We start from the raw sequence: 23,268 nt of genomic DNA on the forward strand, positions 1-23,268 counted from the left end.
GGCTGTCCGGAAAGCGCGAGAGGAAACGGAAACAGGAGCGTCATGCCGTCTTGCTACCGTCGCGGTCATGACGGCGGAGTTGATCGAAGGAACAGAGCTCCGGTCGGTGCCGGGCACCGACCCCGCAGTGCTGGCCCTCACGACCGCCCAGCAGGCCGAACTGGCCGCGATGTACGGCGAGGACCAGCCACTCGTCGCCCTCCACCCGGACATCGCGTTCACGCTGCTCCTGCTCGACGGAACCCCCGTCGGCTGCGTCGGCCTGCAACCCGTCTCCCCCGGTCTCGGCGAGATCAAGCGCATGTACGTCGACCCGTCGGCCCGCGGCTGGGGTCTGTCCCGAGTCCTCCTGAAAGCCGTCGAGACCCAGGCCCGCGCCACCGGCCTGACCCGCCTCCGCCTCGAAACCGGCACCCACCAAACCGAAGCCATAGCCCTCTACACCAACCACGGCTACACCCCCACCCCGCCGTACCCGCCCTTCGACACCGAACCCGCCTCCCTCTGCTACGCGAAGGATTTGTAGAGCTCGTCGAGTCCGATGGTCAGCACCTTCGGGTCGAGACCGGGCTCGAAGCCGGCTCCGCTGTAGCAGGCCAGCACCGTGTCCGACGTGTCGTAGTCCCTCGACAACAACTGCCGGGCCCGCTCGAGCCGCTCAACATGCCGCCTCCCCATCACCTCGCCCCACTTCACTTCACCGAGCGACAAAAGCTTGCGCCGCTGACCCGGAACCGTTGGTGCGAGGACGACGACGTCGATCTCGATCTGCGTGCGTCGACCGTGATCCGGGACTATTCCGGCGCCGATCTGCCCCGGCAGCTCACCGAACAGCTCCGCCGGCGCGGAGAGCGCGAAGTCCCGGCAGAGTTGCTCGAAGTGCGGGCCGACGACCTGCGAGGAGAACCGCGCTCTGGCCGCTTCCCAGACGTTCTGCGCGCGGCCGCTCTCCAAGAGCCCCCACTGCGGCCGCATCACCACGTGGTAGAAGACGACGAGCGGCTCGGCGACCCGATAGGTCGAGCGACGCGAGCGGAAGACGTCGTCCTGCCTTCGCACCAGGCCGCTGTCCTCGAGGACGGTCAGATGGTGTCCGATGTCGGTCGACTTCCGGCCGACATAGTTCGCGATGCCGCCTCTAGTGCCGTTGCCGGCAGCAACTGCCGCGAGGACCGAGTGGTAGAGGGCGCTGTCGCGGACATCCATCTCCTCGTCGAGCAGATACCGCGCCTCCCGGAAGAGTGGATTCACCGGGCTGAGCACGGTCCGCAGGACCCAGTCGTCGAAATCGCCGACCGACTCCGGAACGTCGTCGTCGACGAAGCGCCGGTACGCCGGGGTCCCGCCGGCCACCGAATGCACGAGAGCGGCCAGCCGCGGATCCGTCAGGCCCCAGAACTTCGCGGCCAAGGGGTAGTCGAAGGGCCGAACGATCATCTCCAGACTCGCTCGGCCGCGCAGCGGAGCGCTGCCTGTCAGCAGTCCACCCATCACCGACATCGCGGAACCGCACAGCAAGAGACTGGTTCGGCGCCCCGCCGACGCGGCTTGATCGATCTCTCGCTGCAGGATCGAAGGGAGCGCCGGCGAGACCTTGCTCAGGTACGGGAACTCGTCGATGACGAACGGACCACTGGCGGGATCGAGCGAGAACACGAAACGGACAGCCTCGTCCCAACTCTCGAACCGAGGCGGTGAGGCCAGACCGAGATGGACTCCCACCGCCATCGCGAAGAGGCCGAGCGACTCGGTCTCGGTCGCCTCGGTCGCGCCGAAGTACAGGCCGCCGGTCTGCTCGGCCAGCGCCTGCACCAGATACGTCTTTCCCTGACGCCGGCGGCCACTCACCACACCCAATTGAGGGCGGTTCGCGGTCCGGCTCGCGAACCGCTCCAGGTAGCTCCACTCGTCGTCACGCGCGAAGATCCGCTCTGGCTTCCGCATATTTGATAACTATACTTATAATAAGTGAACTTCTCCAACTTCACCCGCCGACTCAGGACACTAAGGCAGGTCCAGGACGAGGTGGTCGCCGGTTCGGTGGAAGCCGAGTTTGGTGAGGTAGGGGGTGGCTTCGCGCATCCGGGGGGAGGCGAGGACCTGGTGGAAGCCGCGGTCGGTGAAGACGTCGCTGCGGCGGTAGACGAACTCGCCGGGGGTGAAGTCGCGGTACTTCGGCAGGACGTAGTCGAGATCGATCTGAGCCCGGCCGTCGCCGGCGTCGTGGGCCAGGACGACGCCGACGGTGCGGTCGCCGTGCTGGACCAGGAACGCGTACGGGCTGGAGCTGGGCGTGAAGCCCGGGTTGAACCGGCTGATGTCCTTCTCGTGCCGGGTCAGGACGTGACCCAGGTACGCATCGGCCTCGTTGACCGGCAGGACCGTGTACTCGGCCTCGTCATGCCGATGCCCGAGCAGCCGCCACAGGTGTACGACGTTGATCACGGCCAGGACCGCGTTCATGCCGACCATCGGCCAGACACCGATCGCGAGGTTGAAGCCGACCAGGATCACGCAGCCGATCAGGTTCAGGAGCCGCAACCGCAGGATCCGGGTCTGCAGCAGCGACAGCACGACCAGCGCGGATCCGCCCCACCCGATGATGCTTAAGACGTCCACAGCGCGAGGGTAGACCAGCCGATCGGCTGGACTGCTCACGGAACACTATGCATGTGACCGAGTCGCTGCTGCTCGACGGTGAACCCCTGCGGACTGTCGATCCAGGCTTGCTGAGAGCAACCGGCTACGGCCACTTCAGCTCGATGCAGGTCCGCCGCGGCCAGGTGGACGGCCTCGATCTGCATTTCGAGCGTCTCGACCGCAGCGCTCGCGAGGTGTTCGGTCAACCGCTACCCGCCGATCGCGTCCGCGCCGACCTTCGCGCGGCCCTCGAGTACGCCGGCTCCGGCGATCTCTCGCTGCGCGTCAACGTCTTCAGCACCACCGAGCTGCACCTTCTTATCCGCGTCGGCCCGCCGGTCGACCCCGGCGTACGACCGCCACGCCTGCTCGCCTTCCAGCACGAGCGCGCCGTCCCTCACCTCAAGCACACCGGCACCTTCGACCTCATCTACTACGGCCGCCAAGCTGCGCTCGCCGGGTACGACGACGCCGTCTTCCACACCTCGTCCGGCGAGATCTCCGAGGCCTCGATCTGGAACATCTGCTTCGCCCGCGGCACCACGATCGTGTTCCCGTCCGCCCCGGTCCTCGCCGGCATCCGCCAACAACTCCTGCAACACGGCCTCGGCGACTTCGACCTCACCCCGGTCCCGCTGACCGACCTCCCGACGTACGACGCCGCCTACCTGACGAACTCGATCGACCCGGCCCTCCCAGTCGCCTCGATCACGGTCGGCCCCGAAACCACGTCATACGCACCACACCCAGAGTCGGCCAACCACATCGCCACCGCCTACGCGTCGACACCGCCCCAGGCGATCTAGCGCTCGGACCACCAGCGGAGGAGTGCCTCGCGGGCTCGGTCCTCGTCGAGGGGGCCTTGGTCCAGGCGGAGGTTCATCATGAACTTGTAGGCCTCGCCGACCTCGCGGCCGGGTGGGATGCCGAGGATCTCCATGATCTGGTTGCCGTCGAGGTCGGGGCGGAGGGCGTCGAGCTCCTCCTGCTCGCGCAGGCGCTCGATCCGCGCTTCCAGGTCGTCGTACGCGGCCCGCAATGCCTCCGCCTTGCGGCGGTTGCGGGTGGTGCAGTCGGCTCGGGTGAGGACGTGCAGCCGCTCCAGCTGGTCGCCGGCGTCGCGGACATAGCGCCGTACGGCGGAGTCCGTCCACTCACCGTCGCCGAACCCGTGGAAGCGGAGGTGGAGCTCGATCAGCTTGCTGACCTGGTCGATCTGCTCGTTGCTGAACCGCAGCGCCTTCATCCGCTTGCGGGCCAGTTTCGCGCCGACGACATCGTGGTGGTGGAAGGTCACCTTGCCCCCGTCCTCGAAGCGCCGGGTCTTCGGTTTGCCGATGTCGTGGATCAGCGCGGCGAACCGAACGACGAAATCGGGCGTCGGAACAGACAGACGAGATTCCAGATCGATGGCCTGATCGAGGACGGTGAGCGAATGCTGGTAGACATCCTTGTGCCGGTGGTGCTCGTCCACCGTCAGCCGCAGAGCGGGCAGCTCAGGCAGCACGTGGTCGGCCAGCCCGGTGGTCGCCAGCAGGTCGAGGCCGATCCGGGGGTGGTCCGCGCAGATCAGCTTGATCAGCTCGTCACGGACCCGCTCGGCGGACACGATCGTGATCCGGTCAGCCATCGCGCTCATCGCGGTCACCACGGCCGGGTCCGGCGTGAATCCGAGCTGCGCGGCGAACCGGGCCGCCCGCATCATCCGCAACGGGTCGTCGGAGAACGAGTCCTCCGGGGTGCCCGGGGTCCGGATCCGCTGGTTCGCGACGTCCTCGATTCCGTCGTACGGATCGACGAACTGGTGCGACGGCAACCGGACCGCCATCGCGTTCATGGCGAAGTCGCGGCGGGCCAGATCGCCCTCGAGGCTGTCGCCGTACGACACGTCCGGCTTGCGCGAGGTGGGATCGTAGGACTCCGACCTGTACGTCGTGATCTCCAGAACCCAGTCGCCCTTACGACAACCGATGGTGCCGAAGGCCTTGCCGATGTCCCAGATGTGGTCCGCCCAGCCGGCCAGCAACCGCTCGATCACGTCCGGGTGCGCTGAAGTGGCGAAGTCCAGGTCCTTGCTCCCCCGGCCGAGCAGAATGTCCCGGACGGGACCGCCGACCAGGGCGATCTCGTGGCCGGCATCGGCGAACCGGGAACCGAGCTCGTCGACGACCGGGGCAATCTGCAGCAGCGCCTGGACCGCCCGCCGCTGGACGGCGGACAACGATCCGGCAGGGGCTGACTGGTCGGCAAAGGGTGACACGGGGAACTAGGTTACGGTGACGGCGTGTTCAGACGGCGACTGAGGCTCCCCGCGGTGGCGGGTGCGGGCCTGCTGATCGCTGCGACGGCAGCGACTCTCGGTACCCCGGCGACGGCGGCCCCGGCCGACGACCCGGCCGTCCAGGTCACCATCGACTCGTTCGGGCCGACCGCCCCGAAGCCCGGCCAGCCGGTGCTGATCAAGGGGACCATCCGGAACACCAGCACCGAGACCATCCAGGATCCACAGGCGCTCGCGTGCATCGACCGTACCCGGCTGTCCACGGCCGCCGAGATCGCCGAGATCTCGCCCGAGCAGAACGTGGCGCCGAACGATCAGAACAGCTGTTCCCGGCTCACCACACCGGACAGCGGGGTGTTCCAGGAGTTCGACGACCCGCTGGCTCCGGACGCCTCCGTGCAGTTCAGCCTCACCGTGCCGTGGAACGAGTGGCGGATCACCAAGCAGACCGGGGTGTACGTCGTCGGCGTTGTGGTCCGCGGCACCCCGCAGGACCAGGGGCGGGCCACCATCGGCCGGGCCCGCACGCTGATGCCGGTGATCGGCACCCAGCCGTTGACCCGCAAGGTGAAGACCGCGCTGGTGATCCCGTTGCGGCACCGGCCGACCCTGCTCGGCGGCAAGAAGTTCACGAACGACTCGCTGGCCGAGGCGATGGCCCCGACCGGCCGGCTCGGCAAACTGCTGGCCCTCGGCCGGCAACGCAAGGTCACCTGGCTGGTCGACCCCGCGATGCTCGACGAGGCCCGCCGGATGCGCGACGGGTACGAGGTCGGCGAGAGCAAGCCGACGACCGGCACCGGGCAGAGGGTCGCCGCCGCCTGGCTGCAGGAGCTGGATGCCAGCCTGGCCCGCGGCAATCAGGTCGTTCTGCTTCCGTACGGCGACCCGGACGTGGCCGGGCTGCTCGACGCGGGCGATCCGCTGAAGGACCTGGTCCGAGACGCGCGGATCCGCTCCGAGGGCTTCAACCTGTCGCCGTACGGGTTCACCAACGGGCTCTGGCTGGAGGGCGGCGCCGCCGCCAGCCGGTACCTCGCGGCCGCCTCGACCGGTTTCCCCGGCGCGACCGCCAACGACGTGAACCTGGTCAGCAGCGCGTCCTGGCCGGCCGCCGAGCAGCCGAGCCTCACGTCGACCTCTCCGGTCTACGACATTCGTACGCCGGAAGGCCCGCGGGACACGGTGCGCACCGTCGTGGCCGACGCGGCGCTGACGTCCGGCGGACCGGATGCCGACACCGACGAGAACCCGCTCCAGGTCCGGCAGCGGTTCGCCGCCGAGACCGCGCTGATGGCCGCCAGCGGCAAGGGCACCGCCTCGGTGGTCGCCGTACCGGCGCGTGGCTGGGATTCCGACGGCCGCGCCACCGCCGCGCTGGCCGCGGACCTGTCGCTCCCGTGGATCAACGCCACCAGCGTTGACGAGGTGGTGACCAGCACGCCGAAGCCGCCGGCCGTCAAGGCGCCGGCCGCGCCGCGGACCAACGCGACCATGACCGCCGACCAGCTCGACGATCTGAACCAGCTCGACCAGGCGACCACCACGCTCGAAAACCTGCTGGCCGACCCGCAGGACCTGCCCGAGAACATGCCGCAGGCGTTGCTGCGGGTTGCGTCGACCAGTTGGCGCGGGTTCCCGGACGAGGCACGGCGGTACGCCGAGATCGAGCTCGGCTCGGTGAACGGACAGCTGGGCAAGGTGCACCTGGTCAACAACGTGGCGAACGGGGAGCGCCGGGAGATCAAGGTCAACCTGGCCGGCAGCAAGGGCACGTTCCCCCTGACGATCACGAACGAGACCGACTGGTCCGTCCGGGTCGGCATCGTCGTCACGCCGTCGACCCGGACCGACCTGCGGATCGAACCGCAGCAGACCAGGATCCTGGCGCCGAAGCAGAAGTACACCCCGCGGATCAACGCGAGCGCGGAGCAGAACGGCCTGATCCGGGCCAACGCCCAGGTCATCACGGCGTCCGGCCGCCCGGTCGGCAAGTCCGAGGAGTTGCTGATCCAGGCGAGCCAGTACGGCAGTGTCGGCTGGATCCTGGTCGGCGCAGCCTGCGCGCTCCTCTTCGGTACGTCGTTCGTCCGCATCTATCGGCGGGTCCGGACCGAACGCCGCAGCCCGTCGGCCGGTCCGTCGGCCGAGGCAGAGGCGGCGGCGACGGTCGACCCGTTGCACCCCGAACCACTGGATCCACCGCCCGCCGGCACGCCCGCCGACGAGACCCTGAGAGAAGGAGTCGGTTCGAAGGATGGCTGACCGCACCCTGCGCTCCGCGGGGGTGATGGCAGCCGGAACGGTGCTGTCCCGCCTGCTCGGATTCGTTCGGATCGCCCTGCTCGCGGCCGCCATCGGCACCGCGCTGCGCGGCGACATCTTCACGGCCGCGAACACGATCCCGAACAGCCTCTACATCCTGCTTGCGGGCGGGGTGTTCAACACCGTGCTGGTGCCGCAACTGGTTCGTGCGATCAAGAAGCACGACGACGGCGGCCAGGACTTCACCAACCGGCTGCTCACCTTCGGCTTCGTGGTGCTGGCGGTCGTGACCGTCGGGTGCGTGCTGCTGGCGCCGGCGATCGCCAACCTGTACATGCCGGAGGAACTGAAGGACCCGTCGATGGCGTCCGAGCGGGCGTCGATGGTGATGTTCGTCCGGCTGTGCCTGCCGCAGATCTTCTTCTACGGCGCGTTCGTGCTGGTCGGCCAGGTGCTGAACGCGCGACGCCGGTTCGGTCCGATGATGTGGGCGCCGATCGCGAACAACATCGTCGCCTGCGCGTCGATCGTGATCTTCCTGCTGGTCTACCGGGTCGGCGACAACCCGCCCACCTACAGCCACGGCGAGGAGCTCCTGCTCGGTCTCGGGCACACGCTCGGCATCGCCGTACAGCTGCTGGTGCTGCTGCCGTACCTGCGGGCGAGCGGGCACACGTTCCGGCCGAAGTTCGGCCTGCGCGGTACCGGGCTCGGCCACACTGCCCGATTAGGTATCTGGACGGTTCTTTTCGTGGCCGTGAACCAGGTGACGCTGGTGGTGGTCACGCGGCTCGCGATCGCCGGGAGCGCGTCCGGCGACCCGGGCGCGAAGGCCGGTCTGTTCGCCTACAGCACCGCGATGCTGATCATCCTGGTGCCGCACGGCATCGTCACGGTCTCGCTCGCGACGGCCGCGCTGCCACAGATGTCCGCGCTCGCGGCCGACGGCGACGTAACCGACCTCGAGCGGCTGTCGGCCCGGTCGGTGCGGCAGACGCTGGCGATCGTCGTGCCCGCGGCGGCCGCGATGGTCGCGTTCGCGTATCCGATCGTCACGGTGATCACCGGGTACGGCTCCGGCAAGAACAACCTGACGCTGATGGCGTACACGCTGATGACGCTCGCGCTGGGGATCGTCCCGTTCACGATCCAGTACTTCCAGCTGCGCACCTTCTACGCCTTCGAGGACACCCGGACGCCGTTCTTCTTGCAGTGCGTGATCGCGACGACGAACATCGCGGCGGCCGTGATCGGGGTCCGGGTGCTGCTGGACGCGGAGCACCTCCGGTTCAGCGGTGTAGTCCTGGGTGCGGCCTACGCGCTCGCTTACCTGGTCGCCGTACTGATCTCCCGGCCGGTGCTCCGGCGCAAGGTGCCGCGGGTCCCGGGCGCCGGGATCGGCCTGCCGCTGCTCGCGATGGTGATCGCCGCCGTCCTCGGAGCGGGAGTCGGCCGCGCGGTTCTGTGGGTCTTCGACCAGGTGATCGACTGGTCCGGACCGATCGGCGCCATCCTCCAGCTCGCCATCGCGGGCGCCGTGATGCTGCCGGTGTACGCCGGGGTGGCCCGGGTGCTGCGCATCCACGAAGTGAACGACGTGGTGTCCCTGGTCACATCGAAACTGCCGGGCCGCCGCTGAACCAGAGCGCTTGTGCAATCGTGCACCACTTGTCGGGTCAGGAGGGCACTAGCATGGGGGCTGCGATCAGGCCCACCAGCTGATCGCGCCGGATCCCCGCCGACCGGGTCCGGAGCGCCAGACGCAGGCCGACCAGTGCATCGAGGAGGGCGAGAGACACCGTGTCGAACCAGACTGTCAGTCCTGGTGCCCTGCTCGCCGGCCGCTACCGGATCGCCGAGCTACTCGCGGAGATCGACGGTGCGCGGGTGTGGCGAGCAGTGGACGAGGTACTCAGCCGGGCCGTCGTCGTGGATGTTCTGCCGGTCGGCGATCCCCGGACGAACCTGCTCTTCGACGCCGCCCGGCGGGCGGCCGCCGCGGCCGACCCGCGCTTCCTCCGGGTGCTCGACTGCGACATGCACGACGGCGTCACCTACTGCGTGCGCGAGTGGGCGGGCGGCCGGCCCCTCGAGCGAATGCTCGGCACCGGCCCGCTGACCGGACAGCAAGCGGGCTGGCTGGCTCGCGAGGTGTCCGAAGCGCTGGAGAACCTGCACCGCACCGGCCACGCGCACGGATCCATCAGCCCGTCGACCGTGGTGGTCACCGACGCCGGCGCGATCAAGGTCGTCGGACTGGCCACCGAGGCCGCGCTGCGGTCGTCCGGCCCGGGTTCGCCCGAGCAGGACGTGTACGCGCTCGGTGAGCTGCTCTACGCCTCGCTCACCGGCCGCTGGCCCGGTCCGGCGCCGGCCTGGGGTCTGCAGCCCGCGCCCGTCGAGCACGGCCGGCTGCTCAGTCCGCGTCAGGTGCGGGCCGGCGTACCGCGCTCGCTGGACGACATCTGCGACCGGCTGCTGAGCGACCCGCCGCGGCACCACGCCCCGCCGATCACGAGTGCCGCCGGCTTGTCCGCGGCGCTGTCCGGAGTAGTCGGCAGCTCGCACGAGCCGCCGAACCAGATGGACGAGACCGTTCAGGTCGCCCGGCAGAACGGCAGCATCGACGACGCGACCCAGGTCGTCCCGCAGACGCAGCCGCCGGCGCTCGACCCGACGCCGCCACCGGCGCACCAGTCGGACAACGGTCACCAGCAGCACGCGGCGTACGCGAGCGCTCCCGAGACCCGGCCGATCCGGCGCCAGCCACCGCCGCCGCCGAACGGCAACGGCCGGCGCCGCGCCGACGAACCGAAACCGAAGGGCTCGTGGGGTGGCCGGATCCTGATCCTGCTCGCCGTCCTGGCCCTGCTGTCGGTGGTCGCGATGGCCCAGTTCCTGCTCAAGGGCGCGATGAACAACGACCAGGACAGCGGTGACGGCACCAAGACGAGCAACTCGCCGCAGACCAGCACCACTCCGTCCGCGACCGGCGGGGCGGCCAAGATCGTCGGCGCCAAGGATTTCGACCCTAAGCCGGACGGCAACGGCGAGGAACACCCGGAGGACGTCCGGAACACCTACGACGGCAAGGCCGGCACAACCTGGACCACGATGTCGTACAGCAAGGCGAACCTCGGCGGCCAGAAGCCGGGTGTCGGCATCATCTATAACCTCGGCGCGCCGACCGCGGTCTCCAAGGTGACGGTCGCGCTGCAGGGCGACGGCACGAGCGTCCAACTGCTGGTCCCGAAGGGTGACACCAGCAACTCGCCGGGCGCGGTCAGCGGCTGGCAGCCGGTCGCCACCGAAGAGGACCAGCCCGAGGGTACGGTGAGCCTGACCCCCTCGGCACCGACCGAGACGCAGTACGTACTGGTCTGGTTGACCAAGCTGCCCAAGGAAGACGGTGGCAAGTACCGGGGCACGATCTCGGAGGTCACAATCCAGAAATGACGGCTCACCTCGATTCGGGGCCGACCCCTCCGCCCCGGTCAGACGTCTCCCGGATCGGCACGGCCGAGCCTGTGCCGCAGCCTGCCACGCCGGATGGGCCGACCAGCTACGACCAGCTCGACGACCACGAGCTGCTCCGTCTGCACGTAGCCGGTAACCCGGACTCGTTCGGGTTCCTGGTCAAGCGGCACCGGGACCGGATGTGGGCGGTCGCGATCCGCACCCTCGGCGAACCCGAGGAGGCGGCCGACGCGCTGCAGGAGGCGTTCATCTCGGCGTTCCGCCGGGCCGACTCGTTCCGTGGCGACGCGAAGGTGACCACCTGGCTGCACCGGATCGTGGTGAACGCGTGCTTGGACCGGATCCGCCGGCGCCAGGTGCGGGCCGCCGATCCGCTACCCGAGGACGAGGACCGTGCGGCCGAGCTGGCCGGGCCGGCCGAGGAGGACCCGGCCGAGGTCCGCGAGCGCCGGCTGGACGTGCTGAACGCGCTCAAGCAGATCAACGTCGACCAGCGCAGTGCCCTGGTGCTGGTCGACATGGAGGGCTACTCGATCGAGGAGGCGGCCGCGATCCTCGGCTGCGCCCCCGGCACCGTGAAGTCCCGCTGTGCCCGCGGCCGGGCCCGGCTGCTGCCGTTGCTGCGGCACTGGCAGACGACCAGGGCCGGTTCCGGCGACACCGGCGTACCGGAGAAATCCGCCGCCGAAACGGTGGGAACCGAATGAGTGGGTACTCCGTCGAAGCGAAGTCGCCTACCTGCGACGTAGCCTCCATGCCTCTACCCGGAGCACTCCGATGACCACACCGCGTTCCTCCCGTGGGGAGGCGAGTCCCCGATGACCGAATCCGGTCTGCCGACCAGTGAGCACCTCGAGCACCTCGATACCGACACGATCGCCGATCTGATCGAGAACCTGCTGCCCGCCGCCGAGGCACACCGCGCTCGTGAACATGTGAAGGCCTGTCCGGACTGCCAGCAGACGTACGACGCTCTCGTCGAGCTGTCCGAGGATCTCGCCGAGGAGGGCCGGACGGACATCCCGATGCCGGCCGACGTCGCCGAGCACCTGGATGCGGTCATCGTCTCCGAGTCCGTCCTGCGCGCGTCGACGGTCGGCGTGCACTCGCTGGCCCAGATCCGCGAGGAGCCGCGCCGGCACCTGCCCAAGTTGCTGGGCGCGGCGGCGGCCGTCGTGCTGGTCGCGGCGATCGGCGTCGGCGTGGTGATCGCCACCAAGGACCAGGCCGGCGAGAACGCGGCGAACACCAATCCGACCGAGGTGCCGACCGGTGCGGTGGTGACGATGACCACCAAGGACATCGGCCCGGAGGCGCAGCGATGGCTGGAGCACACCCCCGATCCGGTCCTGAACGCTCCGGCCGCCGAGGTCGACTGTGCCCGGGTCTTCGCGTCCGGCCGGCCGAACCCTCAGCTCCAGCTCGTCCAGCCGGTGAAGATCGACGGCAGGCGTGCCACGCTGATCGGCCTGCAGAGCGGTTCGGCGCGCGACATCCAACTGTTCGCGGTCACCGGATGTAGCGATCCGGGAGGCGTCGCCACGCCCTTCTACGACACCACGGTGACACTGCGCAATCGCTGAGCTGCCAATGCGGTGCCGCGGCCCGGTGATGGGTACCGTGGGAATGGTCGGCCTCTAGGATCCGTTGAGTACGACGTACCAGTCTCGACGACACGAGGAACGCCTTTATGACCGACGCAGGAGTTCGCAACGTCATCATCGTCGGCTCCGGTCCGGCCGGTTACACGGCCGCCGTGTATGCCGCGCGCGCCCGGTTGGAGCCGCTCGTGTTCGAGGGCTCCGTGACCGCCGGTGGCGCACTGATGAACACCACCGAGGTGGAGAACTTCCCCGGTTTCGCGCAGGGCATCATGGGCCCGGCGCTGATGGACGAGATGCGCACCCAGGCCGAGCGCTTCGGCGCCGAACTGGTGCCCGACGACATCATCAAGGTCGACCTGACCGGTGACATCAAGGTGGTCACCGACTCGGCCGGCACCGAGCACCGGGCGAAGACCGTCATCCTGGCGATGGGGTCGGGCTACCGCAAGCTGGGCCTGTCCGACGAGGACCGGATGTCCGGCCATGGTGTGTCCTGGTGTGCGACCTGTGACGGCTTCTTCTTCCGCGACCACGAGATCGCGGTCGTCGGCGGTGGCGACTCCGCCGTGGAGGAGGCCACCTTCCTGACCAAGTTCGCCAAGAAGGTGCACCTGGTGCACCGTCGCGGCGAGCTGCGGGCCTCGAAGATCATGGCCGACCGCGCGTTCGCGAACGACAAGATCGAGTTCCAGTGGAACTCCGAGGTCGACACGATCCACGGTGAGGACAAGCTGACCGGCGTGACGCTGAAGGACACCGTCACCGGTGAGACCCGGCACCTGCCGGCCACCGGACTGTTCATCGCGATCGGGCACGACCCGCGCTCCGAGCTGGTCAAGGGCCAGGTCGAGCTGGACGCCGAGGGCTACGTGCTGGTCAGGCCGGACAGCACCGCGACCAACCTGCCCGGCGTGTTCGCCGCCGGCGACCTGGTGGACCACACCTACCGGCAGGCGATCACCGCCGCCGGCACCGGGTGTGCGGCCGCTCTGGACGCCGAGCGCTACCTGGCCACCCTCGAGGACGCGGCCACGGCCGCCGCTGCGGCGGCCACCGAGCCTGTCTCCGTCTGAACCTCACAACCACTGAAGGAGTTACGCCCGTGGGCGAGAAGATGAACGCCGTCACCGACGCCGAGTTCGACCAGACCGTACTGAAGAGCGACAAGCCGGTGCTGGTCGACTTCTGGGCCGAGTGGTGTGGACCGTGCCGCCAGGTATCGCCGATCCTGGAGGAGCTGAACCAGGACCACGGCGACAAGCTCACGTTCCTGAAGATGAACGTGGACGAGAACCCGGTTACCCCGAGCAACTACCGCGTTACCGGTATCCCTACCATCAACGTCTACGTGAATGGTGAACTGGCCAAGTCGATCGTCGGCGCCAAGCCGAAGGCGGCGCTGCTGAAGGAACTGGCCGCCTTCACCGAGTGACAGCGCACGGCTGACGTTTGCACCCCCGGCCGCCACACGGCAAGGAGCAGTCTCTGATGGAAGCCCCCCACGGCGTGTACAGGATCGGCGACAGCGGTGAGGCCGTCGCCGAGATCGTCGGCAAGCTCCAGCGGCTCGGGCTGCTGGCCGGTGGTCACGACGTCTACGACGAAGCGACGGCGCACGCTGTCCGGGGCTTCCAGCAGCAACGCGGGCTGATGATCGACGGGATCGTCGGCCCGCAGACGTACCGGGCGATCGACGACGCACGATGGCGGCTGGGCGACCGGCTGCTGACGTACGTCGTCTCGCACCCGCTGACCGGTGACGACGTCTTGGCGCTGCAGGCGAAGCTGCAGGAGCTCGGGTTCGCGGTCGCCCGGATCGACGGGATCTTCGGCCCGGACACCCAGCGCGCGGTGACCGACTTCCAGCGCAACATGGGCCTTCCGGGCGACGGCACCTGTGGTCCGTCGACGTTCAAGGCGCTGCAGCGGATCCGGCCGATGGCGACCGGCGGGCGGCCGGACGCACTGCGCGCCTCGGAAGCCGTGCGGGCCGCTGGTCCCCGGCTGTCCGGCAAGACCGTGGTGATTGACCCGGGCCACGGCGGGTTCGACTACGGCTGGGAGGGCTTCGGCCTGCGCGAGTCCGACGTCGCCTACGACCTGGCCGCCCGGATCGAGGGTCGCCTGGGTGCGACCGGCGTACGCGCGTATCTGTCGCGTGGGCGCGATCAGGGGCCGGACGAGCTGGCGCGGGCCGCGTTCGCGAACGAGACGGACGCGAACCTGTGTGTCTCGCTGCACACCGACGGGTCGATGAACCCGGAGGCCCAGGGCGTCGCGACGTACTACTACGGCAACGACCTGCATGGCGCGTCGTCGAGTGTCGGTGAGCAGTTCGCCGGCCTGGTGCAGCGCGAGATCGTCGCGCGCACCGACCTGCTGAACTGCCGTACGCACGCCAAGACGTGGGACCTGCTGCGCCGGACGAAGATGCCCGCGGTCCGCCTCGAGATCGGCTACGTCACCAACCCGCACGACTCCGCCCGACTCGCCGACCCGGCCTTCCGGGACGTGATCGCGGAGGCGATCGTGGTGGCCATCCAGCGCGTCTACCTGCCGCCGGAGCAGGACGCCGCGACCGGCATGCTCCGCTTCGGGCAACTCACCGTCTAGTCCTTCTCGAGCGCGATCTTCGGCAGCACCCTGTCGAGGCGGCGCGGCAGCCACCAGGCGCGGTTGCCGAACAGGCGCAGTACGGCGGGCACGATAACGCAGCGGATCAGCAGCGCGTCCAAGAGCACCGCTGTCGCCAGGCCGAGCCCGAACTGCTTCAGCATCCGGTCCGGGCTGAGCAGGAAGGCACCGAACACCACGATCATGATCGCCGCCGCCGCGGTGATCACGTTGCCCGTGGTCGCCAGCCCTTCCCGCACCGCCGCCCGAGCGTCCTGGGTACGGCGCCACTCCTCATGGATCCGGGAGACGAGGAACACCTCGTAGTCCATCGACAACCCGAACACGATCGCGAAGATCATCACCGGTACGAACGCCTCGATCGGACCCGGCTGCGCGCCGAACCAGCCCTGCTGGAAGACCAGCGTGATCACCCCGAGCGAAGCGCCGATGCTGAGCAGGTTGAGCACTGCCGCCTTCAGCGGGATCAGGATCGACCGGAACACGGCCATCAACAGCAGCGCGGACAGGCCGACCACCACCAGCACGAAGATCGGCAGCCGCTTGCTCACCGCCGAGGCGAAGTCGTCCGCCGCCGCCGTCGCACCGCCGACCAAGTACGTCGCCCCGGTCTGCGACTCGAGCGCCGGCAGGGCGGTGTCCCGCAGTCGGTCCACGAGCTCACTGGTCGCGGCGTCCTGTGGTGCCGACTTCGGGAACGCGAGTACGGTCGCGATCTTGCCGTCCGGGGTCAGCTGCGGCTGAGTCACCGCCGCGATCCCGGGATCGGCGGCGAGCGTCTGCCCGAGTGCCCGAGCTGCCGCCTGGTCCCCCTCGGACACGACCACAAGCGGGCCGTTGAAGCCCGGACCGAATCCGTCGGCGAGCAGGTCGTACGCCTTCCGGCTGGTCTTGGCCGGATCGTCCGTCCCCGCGTCGGCGAACCCGAGCCGCATGTCGAGGGCCGGCAGCGACAACGCCACCAGCGCCACCGTCCCCAGGACCAACGGCACCCATGGCCCGCGCTGCACGGCCGCCGCCAGCTTCCGCCAGCCGTCTCCCGGCGTACGGCGCTTCTTCGCAGCGTGCTTGCGGACACTCCGCTCGATCCGCTTCCCGAACAGCGTCAGCAAGGCCGGCAGCAGGCTCACCGCAGCCAGCATCGTCATCAGCACGGTCAGCGTGACACCGAGCGCAACGCCTTGCAGCGAACCGAGTCCGAGGGCGAGCAGACCGAGCAGCGCGATCACCACCGTGCATCCCGCGAACATCACCGATCGGCCGGCGGTATCTAGAGCAGTCATCGACGCCGTCGCCCGATCCGTGCCGTCCTTCAGCAGTTCATGGCGATAGCGGGAGAAGATCAGTAGCGCGTAGTCGATCCCGACGCCGAGACCGACGAGCATCATCACCGGCGCGGTGTAGTCGGGCACGGTGAACAGGTGCGAGGCGAGGACCAGCAGCCCGAGCGTGCTCCCGACGGCGAACACCGCGGTCAACAGCGGGAGAGTTGCCGCGAGCAACGATCCGAACAGCAGCACCAGGATCACCAGCGCGGCCAGGATGCCGGCACCTTCGGAGGCACCACCCGCGCTCTCGGCCGCGGACCGGGCCAGGTCGCCACCGACCTCCACCTGGAATCCGGGGCGCGCGAAGTCCTGAGCCCGGTGGATGATCGTCCGCACGTCCTCCACCGGCATGTCCGCGACGGCAACGTCCAAGTCGACCGTCGCGTACGCCGTCCGGCCGTCCTGCGACAGCGATCCGGGCGCGGTGAACGGGTCGGCGACCGATGCGACGTGCGGGAGATCGCGGACGACGGCCAGCATCGAGGCGACCCGGGATTTCTCCGCTGCCAGTCCGCCATCGGCCCGCAGGACGATCTGCACCGAAGCCGTCTCCCCCTGGGGCTGGTGCGCCTTGAAGGTGTCGGTCACGCGCTGGGAATCGGTGCCGGGGAGCGAGTTGTCGTTCTTGTAGCTGTCGCCGACCACGGTCGAGGCCGCGGTGACGGCGACGAGGGCGACCACCCAGAGGAGCAGAGCGAGACCGGCATGCCGCATCGACCAGCCGGACACCCGGTGCAGCAGCCCAGGTCGTGCGCCCTTGTTCCCGGGCGGTCGTCGTACGGGGGTGTCCACGGTCATCGCCGTGCCTCCTGCCTTGATAAGTAGATCGTCTACATGTCGCCTCTCGACAGTAGCAGGCGTATGAGTAGACTGGCTACATGAAGGCGGATGCGTTGCGGGGACACCTGGACCCGATGATCCTGGCGGTCGTCGAGCACGAGCCGCTGCACGGGTACGCGATCATGGAGGCGCTGCTCGAGCGCAGTGGCGGCGAGCTCGACCTGCCGACCGGGACGCTCTACCCGGCGCTGCGGCGGCTGGAGCGCGCCGGGTACCTGGCCAGCGAGTGGAGCACGGTCAGCGGGCGAAAGCGCCGTACGTACCAGCTGACCAGCGCCGGGGTGAAGACGCTTGCCACGGGCAAGCAGGAGTGGCTGACCTTCCGGGCTGTGGTGGAAGGCGTTCTACGACCGGGCGAGGCGTAGGCAGCGGCCCGCCTGAAGACCCACGAAGACCAGGGGCAGCACGACGAAGCTGCCGACCACCGCCAAGTCCAGGGCGCCGACCGGACGGCCGCTGGTCGTCGCCATCGCGACACCGATCAAGCTGATGACCGTGGCACTGACGAGCGCGAACAGTGCGGTCACCCTGCTCACGTGGTCCCGGATGATCGGGTGGCGCAAGCCGATGCCGGCCGCGATCACGGCCAGCACTGTGCCGGCGATCGCCAGCATGCCGATGGTGCGGACGAACGACTGGAGGAAGTCGTTCAGCGCGTTGCCGGCGGCCGGGTCCTGGTTCCAGCTCCAGGCACCTTCCTGCCAGACGATCGGCTGGATGATCAGGGCCAGGAACAGCAGCATCGCCGTCCGGCGGCTCTGACTGATCGCGAGCTCGGCGCGATAGCCCGGTACGACCTCGGCCAGTTCGCCGAAGTCGGCCACGGCTTCCCGCTCAGCGTCGTACCGCTCGAGACCGTCGGCCTCGAAGGCCTCGATCGCGTCGGTCAGGTGGTCCCGTGCCTCGGCCAGCAGGTCCGCCCTCCGGCGTCGTGGACCGCCGAGCGCCTTGTTCAGCGCTGTCAGGTACTCGTCGACCGGGGTGCTGGACACGCCTTCAAGTATGGGGAAGTGCCGGACCGATCACGTCCGGGGTCCCACTGAATCTCCCCTGACCTTGGCCTGTCCGGCTTTGCGACGCCGGCGGAGGACGAAGAAGCCGATGTAGGAGATGACGACGAGCACGAAGCCGATCTTCTCGACGGTCGGCGTCGCCCCTTCAGGCCAGAGCCGGCCGTCGAGGTAGTGCTCGATGTAGCCGGCCGCGTACGGCGTCTCGCCACCACGCCGGCGGAAGTACTTCTCGGTCGCAGTGACCGGACAGCCGAAGTCGACGACCACGATGACGATGTTCCAGACCACGATGGCCAGATGCGCCCAGATCAGCTTCGGCCAGCGCCAGGCGAGGAAGCCGCCGATCAGGAAGAACACCAGCAGGGCGGCGTGCACCACCATCACGACGTCGGCCAGGAACCGCCAGATCATGATGGCCTCGCCGTCAGGTGGTCGAGTCGCGAGTGAGGGCGTCCCGGACCGTGACTGGACCCGGCGGGGAGTGTTCGGGACGGATCGCGCCCATCAGCCGCTCCACGGCGGCCTCCATCTCGCTGCGCCAGGTGATCGCCGACCTCAGGTCGAGCCGGAGCCGCGGATTGCGTGGATGTTCGCGGACGACGCCGAAGCCGACGGCACGAAGGAACTCGGTCGGCCAGACACAGCCCGGTCCGTCCCACCGCGAGTCACCGAACGCCTCGACGGCCCGGAAACCACGCTTCAGCACGTCCTTCGCCACCGCTTGGACGAGGATCTTCCCTAGCCCGAGCCCCAGGTAGCGCGGCTGGATCCGTCCGGTCGCCAGTACGACGGCATCCGGACTGACCGGCGCGGTCGGAAACGCTTGGATCCTGGGCAGGTACGCCGCGGGCGCGTACACCGCGAACCCGGCCGGATCCTCGTCGACGTAGAGCACGACGCCCGCCGTACCCCAGTCGAGCAGCAACTGGGAGAGCCAGGCTTCCTTCTCGAGGCCGGTGTCGCCGTTCCGGTCGGCATGCTTGGCGGCGACCGGATCCAGCTCCCAGAACACGCAGCCACGGCACGGCACCGGCAGCTCGTCGAGATTGGCGAGCGTCAGCGGTTCGAGCCGTCGGGCCATCAGCGCATCCGGTCCGCGGTGACCGGCGTCCGGTCTCGCGGAGTACTGGTTGTTACCTTCATCACGGCGGGTATCACCCCGTGGCTCATTGAGTGGCCGGTTCCGGTGCGGGAGCCGGAGTCCGCGCGTCCGTGGTCCTGGTCGCCTCCGGAGCGACATAGCGCTGTTGCACCTTCGCGGCCGGCTGCCGCCGCAGCAGTTCGCCGGCGAATCCGGCCAGCACACCCAGCAAAAGTCCGCAGAACGTCCACCCGGCTGTCTTGCCCACGCTCATCCGATCATGCCTTCCGGTTGCACCTCTCAGGCCGCACCACACCCGCCCGCCGTCTCAGCAGCCAGATCACGGCATGGTCGAACCTGCCCCTATAAGGCATGGTAGTGAGAGGTCGCGCCGATCCACAGCCCGGACACAACTCGGGTCTGCCGACGTAACCTGGTGACTTCCCCCTCGACTCACCGTTGGAGTGGCCCCCGTGAGTGCTGACGTGCCCGATGTCCGGCAGACCCGTCTCGACAACTACGTCGACCGGTACGCAGCCCGGACGAAGGGCATGACCGCCTCGGAGATCCGGGCCCTCTTCTCGGTCGCCAGCCGGCCCGAGGTCGTCTCCCTCGCGGGCGGGATGCCGAACATCGGCGGCCTGCCGCTGGACGTGGTCGGCGGCGCGGTCCGCGATCTCGTGATCGACAACGGTGCCACCGCGATGCAGTACGGCTCCGGTCAGGGTGATCCGACGTTGCGGGACCAGATCTGCGACGTGATGCGGCTGGAGGGGATCGACGCCCATCCGGACGACGTCGTGGTCACGGTCGGCAGCCAGCAGGCGGTCGACCTGGTGACCCGGGTGTTCTGCGATCCGGGCGACGTGGTGATCTGCGAGGCCCCGTCGTACGTCGGTGCCCTCGGCGTCTTCCGTGCGTACCAGTGCGAGGTCGTCCATGTCGCGATGGACGACGACGGCGTCGTACCGGAGGCGCTGGAGCAGGCGATCGCGGCGGTGCGCGCGGCGGGCAAACGGATCAAGTTCTTCTACACGATTCCGAACTTCCACAACCCGGCCGGGGTTTCGCTGGCCGACGAGCGCCGGCGTCGGGTCCTGGAGATCTGTCAGCGCGCGGATCTCCTGATCCTGGAGGACAACCCGTACGGTCTGCTCGGCTTCGACGGTGAGCCGCAGCGGGCGCTGCGTGCGGATGACCGTGAGGGCGTCATCTACCTCGGCTCGTTCTCCAAGACGTTCGCTCCGGGGTTCCGGGTCGGCTGGGCGGTCGCGCCGCACGCGGTGCGCGAAAAGCTTGTGCTGGCACAGGAATCGGCGACTCTGTGTCCCCCGGTGTTCAGTCAGCTCGCTATCTCGTCGTACCTGAGCCGGCACGACTGGCTCGGGCAGGTCAAGCAGTTCCGGGAGATGTACCGGGAACGCCGCGACGCGATGCTGGCGGCCCTGACCGAGAAGATGCCTGCGGCAACGACCTGGACCAGGCCGGGCGGCGGGTTCTATGTCTGGCTGACCCTGCCGGACGGCTTGGACGCGAAGGCGATGCTGCCGCGGGCGGTCACCGCCCGGGTGGCGTACGTCCCCGGAACGGCCTTCTTCGCCGACGGTTTCGGCTCCCAGTGCATGCGATTGTCGTACTGTCATCCGACGCCGTCACGGATCATCGAGGGGGTCGGCCGGCTGGCCGCGGTGATCCACGAGGAGCTCGAGTTGCGGCAGACGTTCGGGCCGCTGACGCCGGGTCCGGGCCGCGAGTACGACGCTCCGGGGCCGGAGCTGAGCTGACGGTTTGTCTGGTCCGCTGCGCAAGCCTCGAGCTGCTGCCAGGGGCCGCAGCTCGAGGCTTAAGGTTGCGCAATGGATCTGCGGGCGGCCGGGGGTCACTGACGCGGTCGCGGTACCGTTCCAGTGGGCCTCGGGACCGGCGGCCGTGCCGGAGTCGCCCACGAGTGATCGGGATATTTGTGATGAGTGATCTGGGTCGAGTCCTGGTACTGGCCGGCGGACTGTCACACGAGCGGGATGTCTCGCTCCGGTCCGGCCGGCGGGTCGCCGACGCCCTGCGCAGCGTCGGCGTCGAGGTCGAGCAGCGTGACGTCGACGGCAATCTGGTCGAGCGTCTCCGCGACGACCCGCCGGATGCGGTCTTTCCTGTCCTGCACGGCGTCACCGGCGAGGACGGCGCCCTCCGCCAGGTCCTCGACCTGTACGGCGTTCCGTACGTCGGAGCCGACGCGGCCGCCTGCCGGACAGCCTTCGACAAGCCGGTCGCGTCGACGATGGTCGGAGGGGCCGGACTACGTACGCCGGCCTCGGTGGTGCTCGGGCACGACACGTTCCGCGAGCTCGGTGCCGCGGCGCTGATGGAGGCGGTGATCCACCAGGTCGGCCTGCCGCTGGTCGTGAAGCCGGCTCGCGGCGGTTCGGCGCTGGGCGCCTCGATCGTGCGGTCGGCCGACGAGCTGCCGTCGGCGATGGTGAACTGCTACGCGTACGGTCCGGTCGCGCTGATCGAGCAGTACATCGACGGGACCGAGGTGGCCGTGACGGTGGTCGACACCGGCGACGGGCCGCGGGCCTTGCCGGCGGTGGAGATCCGGCCGGACTCCGGGTTCTACGACTACGAGGCCCGGTACACGGCCGGGGCGACGCAGTTCGTCGTACCGGCTCGGCTGGATCCTTCGGTGGCTTCCGCGTGTGCAACGGCCGCGGTCGCGGCGCACGAGGCGCTGGGTCTGCGGGACCTGTCCCGGTCGGACCTGGTCGTCGACGCCGCTGGGGTGCCGTGGTTCCTGGAGGTGAACGTGGCGCCGGGGATGACGGAGACCTCGCTGGTGCCGCTCGCGGCCGAGGCCGCGGGGATCGAGCTGGGTGTGCTGTGCCGCGACTTGCTGGCTGCCGCCGCGGCGCGTTGAGGTCCTGATGTCCTCGGGGGATCCGCGGTCGTTGTGGCGGACGGTTCTGACACCGCGATGGTCCGGATTGCTGTTGCTGGCGCTGGCGATCGCCGCGGTGATGTCGGTGATGGGCGTGTGGCAGCTGGACGTGTACCAGTCGAAGACCGCGTCCGCGACCGCCAAGCGGGCCGACGCTGAACCGGTCGCTCTGCAGTCGCTGTTCTCGATCGACGAGGGCTTGCCGGCCAAGGCCGTCAGCCGTCGCGTGACGGTGACCGGCACCTGGGGACCGGCCGCGGACCAGGTGTTCATCTCCGACCGCCGGCAGGGCTCGGCGGACGGCTTCTGGGTGGTCTCCCCCGTGATGCTCGACGGCTCTGGTGCCGGCGCGGTGATGGTTGTTCGAGGCTGGGTCCCAACGGTGTCCGACCCGGCCGCCACGGCTCCTTCCGGCCCGGTCCAGCTGTCCGGGGCGGTCGTGTCCTCTGAGGCGGAGGACTCGTCCGACGATGCCGCCAAGGGCCGCGTGCTGTCATCCCTGCGGATCCCCACGATCGTGCATCTCGTCGACTACCGGCTGTACGACGGATTCGTGATCCAGTCCTCGGTCGACTCAGGCGTCGTACCTTCACCGGCGCCCGCCGTCGTACAACCGCCGTTGCCGCCGACGGATCACGCCGGGCTGCGGAACATCGCGTACGCCTTCCAGTGGTGGGTTTTCGCGGCCTTCACGCTGTGGATGTGGGCCCGCATGGTGCTGGACGCGCACCGCTCCACCGACGGCGGGGATGAGGCTGACGACCAGGCGGTGGAGCCCGTGGAGCCGAGCGGTACCGTTTCAGCGTGACCTCATCAGCCGATCCCGCCACCTCCGCTACCCCGCAGCCCATCACCCCGGCCGTCCGCGGCGCCCTGACCCGGTACCGCGTGATCGCGTACGTCGTCGGCGTGATGCTCCTGCTGCTGGTGTTCGTCGCGATGCCACTGAAGTACTTCGCCGACAACCCGGCCGCGATGGACGTGATCGGCCCGCTCCACGGCTTCCTCTACATGGTCTACCTGGTCGGCACCTTCGACCTGTTCCGCCGGGTGCGCTGGTCGTTCCCGCGGCTGGTGATGATGGCCCTGGCCGGCACGATCCCGTTCCTGTCGTTCTACGCCGAGCGCAAGACCACCCACGAACTGCTCGGCCGATAAGTCCCCTTGGAG

General features: G+C 69.1%; 23 protein-coding genes. 15 read left to right on the forward strand and 8 right to left on the reverse strand.

From position 1 onward, the window contains the following. Window positions 1-67 precede the first annotated feature (67 nt). On the forward strand, window positions 68-526 hold the full coding sequence (locus AB0E63_RS08935) for a GNAT family N-acetyltransferase (RefSeq protein ID WP_360363390.1): 459 nt from the start codon (window positions 68-70) through the stop codon (window positions 524-526). Here AB0E63_RS08935 and AB0E63_RS08940 read toward each other — a convergent pair. Together AB0E63_RS08940 and AB0E63_RS08945 are read right to left on the reverse strand one after the other, a co-directional pair. Continuing rightward, window positions 508-1,944: an ATP-binding protein gene (locus AB0E63_RS08940; protein WP_360363392.1), complete on the reverse strand. Its 1,437-nt coding sequence runs from the start codon at window positions 1,942-1,944 to the stop codon at window positions 508-510. The genes AB0E63_RS08935 and AB0E63_RS08940 overlap by 19 nt on opposite strands. Window positions 1,945-2,004: 60 nt before the next feature. Beyond that, a complete protein-coding gene (locus tag AB0E63_RS08945) occupies window positions 2,005-2,619 on the reverse strand; it encodes a hypothetical protein (RefSeq protein WP_360363394.1) in 615 nt (204 codons plus the stop codon). 53 nt (window positions 2,620-2,672) lie between these two features. Here AB0E63_RS08945 and AB0E63_RS08950 point away from each other — a divergent pair, with 53 nt between their 5' ends. After that, window positions 2,673-3,446 (forward strand): aminotransferase class IV, encoded by a 774-nt coding sequence (locus AB0E63_RS08950; protein ID WP_360363396.1) that lies wholly within the window; start codon window positions 2,673-2,675, stop codon window positions 3,444-3,446. Here the strand turns inward: AB0E63_RS08950 and AB0E63_RS08955 are convergent. Further along, window positions 3,443-4,861, reverse strand: a complete 1,419-nt coding sequence (locus AB0E63_RS08955; protein ID WP_360363602.1) for a CCA tRNA nucleotidyltransferase — start codon at window positions 4,859-4,861, stop codon at window positions 3,443-3,445. The two genes, AB0E63_RS08950 and AB0E63_RS08955, sit on opposite strands and share 4 nt — an antisense overlap. Before the next feature lie 63 nt (window positions 4,862-4,924). Between AB0E63_RS08955 and AB0E63_RS08960 the strand changes: the two genes are divergently transcribed. The 8 genes from AB0E63_RS08960 (at window position 4,925) to AB0E63_RS08995 (ending at window position 14,880) form a co-directional block, all read left to right on the forward strand. Beyond that, entirely contained in the window at window positions 4,925-7,186 is a 2,262-nt protein-coding gene (locus AB0E63_RS08960) for a hypothetical protein (RefSeq protein WP_360363398.1), read from the forward strand. After that, window positions 7,179-8,825, forward strand: a complete 1,647-nt coding sequence (murJ, locus tag AB0E63_RS08965; RefSeq protein ID WP_360363400.1) for a murein biosynthesis integral membrane protein MurJ — start codon at window positions 7,179-7,181, stop codon at window positions 8,823-8,825. Before AB0E63_RS08960 ends, murJ begins: the two co-directional genes overlap by 8 nt. Before the next feature lie 161 nt (window positions 8,826-8,986). Continuing rightward, window positions 8,987-10,642, forward strand: a complete 1,656-nt coding sequence (locus tag AB0E63_RS08970; RefSeq protein WP_360363402.1) for a protein kinase family protein — start codon at window positions 8,987-8,989, stop codon at window positions 10,640-10,642. Further along, window positions 10,639-11,370 carry an RNA polymerase sigma factor SigM gene (gene sigM / locus AB0E63_RS08975; protein WP_360363404.1) on the forward strand — a complete coding sequence of 244 codons (732 nt, stop codon included), beginning with the start codon at window positions 10,639-10,641 and terminating at the stop codon, window positions 11,368-11,370. The genes AB0E63_RS08970 and sigM overlap by 4 nt, the downstream gene beginning before the upstream one ends. Before the next feature lie 111 nt (window positions 11,371-11,481). Then, a complete protein-coding gene (locus AB0E63_RS08980; protein ID WP_360363406.1) occupies window positions 11,482-12,246 on the forward strand; it encodes a zf-HC2 domain-containing protein in 765 nt (254 codons plus the stop codon). A 107-nt stretch (window positions 12,247-12,353) separates the two neighbouring features. Further along, a complete protein-coding gene (gene trxB / locus AB0E63_RS08985) occupies window positions 12,354-13,340 on the forward strand; it encodes a thioredoxin-disulfide reductase (RefSeq protein WP_360363408.1) in 987 nt (328 codons plus the stop codon). 41 nt (window positions 13,341-13,381) lie between these two features. Then, a complete protein-coding gene (gene trxA / locus AB0E63_RS08990) occupies window positions 13,382-13,699 on the forward strand; it encodes a thioredoxin (protein ID WP_360363604.1) in 318 nt (105 codons plus the stop codon). Window positions 13,700-13,755: 56 nt separating this feature from the next. Beyond that, window positions 13,756-14,880 carry an N-acetylmuramoyl-L-alanine amidase gene (locus AB0E63_RS08995; RefSeq protein ID WP_360363409.1) on the forward strand — a complete coding sequence of 375 codons (1,125 nt, stop codon included), beginning with the start codon at window positions 13,756-13,758 and terminating at the stop codon, window positions 14,878-14,880. On the opposite strand, the gene AB0E63_RS09000 is transcribed toward AB0E63_RS08995, so the two are convergent. Next, a complete protein-coding gene (locus AB0E63_RS09000) occupies window positions 14,877-17,027 on the reverse strand; it encodes an MMPL family transporter (RefSeq protein ID WP_360363411.1) in 2,151 nt (716 codons plus the stop codon). The two genes, AB0E63_RS08995 and AB0E63_RS09000, sit on opposite strands and share 4 nt — an antisense overlap. 80 nt (window positions 17,028-17,107) lie before the next feature. On the opposite strand from AB0E63_RS09000, the gene AB0E63_RS09005 reads away from it, so the two are divergent. Continuing rightward, window positions 17,108-17,434, forward strand: a complete 327-nt coding sequence (locus AB0E63_RS09005; RefSeq protein ID WP_360363413.1) for a helix-turn-helix transcriptional regulator — start codon at window positions 17,108-17,110, stop codon at window positions 17,432-17,434. Here the strand turns inward: AB0E63_RS09005 and AB0E63_RS09010 are convergent. From AB0E63_RS09010 to AB0E63_RS09025, 4 genes are all read right to left on the reverse strand, one after another. Next, window positions 17,414-18,061, reverse strand: coding sequence for a permease prefix domain 1-containing protein (locus AB0E63_RS09010; protein ID WP_360363415.1), 648 nt, complete (start codon window positions 18,059-18,061; stop codon window positions 17,414-17,416). The two genes, AB0E63_RS09005 and AB0E63_RS09010, sit on opposite strands and share 21 nt — an antisense overlap. A gap of 30 nt (window positions 18,062-18,091) precedes the next feature. After that, window positions 18,092-18,493, reverse strand: a complete 402-nt coding sequence (locus tag AB0E63_RS09015; protein WP_360363417.1) for a DUF2784 domain-containing protein — start codon at window positions 18,491-18,493, stop codon at window positions 18,092-18,094. Window positions 18,494-18,506: 13 nt separating this feature from the next. Beyond that, window positions 18,507-19,163, reverse strand: coding sequence for a GNAT family N-acetyltransferase (locus tag AB0E63_RS09020; protein WP_360363419.1), 657 nt, complete (start codon window positions 19,161-19,163; stop codon window positions 18,507-18,509). 85 nt (window positions 19,164-19,248) lie between these two features. Further along, window positions 19,249-19,437: a hypothetical protein gene (locus tag AB0E63_RS09025; RefSeq protein ID WP_360363421.1), complete on the reverse strand. Its 189-nt coding sequence runs from the start codon at window positions 19,435-19,437 to the stop codon at window positions 19,249-19,251. A gap of 199 nt (window positions 19,438-19,636) precedes the next feature. On the opposite strand from AB0E63_RS09025, the gene AB0E63_RS09030 reads away from it, so the two are divergent. The 4 genes from AB0E63_RS09030 to AB0E63_RS09045 all read left to right on the forward strand — a co-directional run bounded on the left by AB0E63_RS09030 (window position 19,637) and on the right by AB0E63_RS09045 (window position 23,256). Continuing rightward, a complete protein-coding gene (locus AB0E63_RS09030; RefSeq protein WP_360363423.1) occupies window positions 19,637-20,947 on the forward strand; it encodes a PLP-dependent aminotransferase family protein in 1,311 nt (436 codons plus the stop codon). A 182-nt stretch (window positions 20,948-21,129) separates the two neighbouring features. Next, a complete protein-coding gene (locus tag AB0E63_RS09035) occupies window positions 21,130-22,077 on the forward strand; it encodes a D-alanine--D-alanine ligase (protein WP_360363425.1) in 948 nt (315 codons plus the stop codon). Window positions 22,078-22,084: 7 nt separating this feature from the next. Then, entirely contained in the window at window positions 22,085-22,906 is an 822-nt protein-coding gene (locus AB0E63_RS09040; RefSeq protein ID WP_360363427.1) for an SURF1 family protein, read from the forward strand. Next, on the forward strand, window positions 22,903-23,256 hold the full coding sequence (locus AB0E63_RS09045) for a DUF3817 domain-containing protein (protein ID WP_360363429.1): 354 nt from the start codon (window positions 22,903-22,905) through the stop codon (window positions 23,254-23,256). Before AB0E63_RS09040 ends, AB0E63_RS09045 begins: the two co-directional genes overlap by 4 nt. The last annotated feature ends 12 nt before the right edge of the window (window positions 23,257-23,268 follow it).

This window comes from Kribbella sp. NPDC026596 (genome assembly GCF_040638415.1).
Lineage (GTDB): Bacteria > Actinomycetota > Actinomycetes > Propionibacteriales > Kribbellaceae > Kribbella.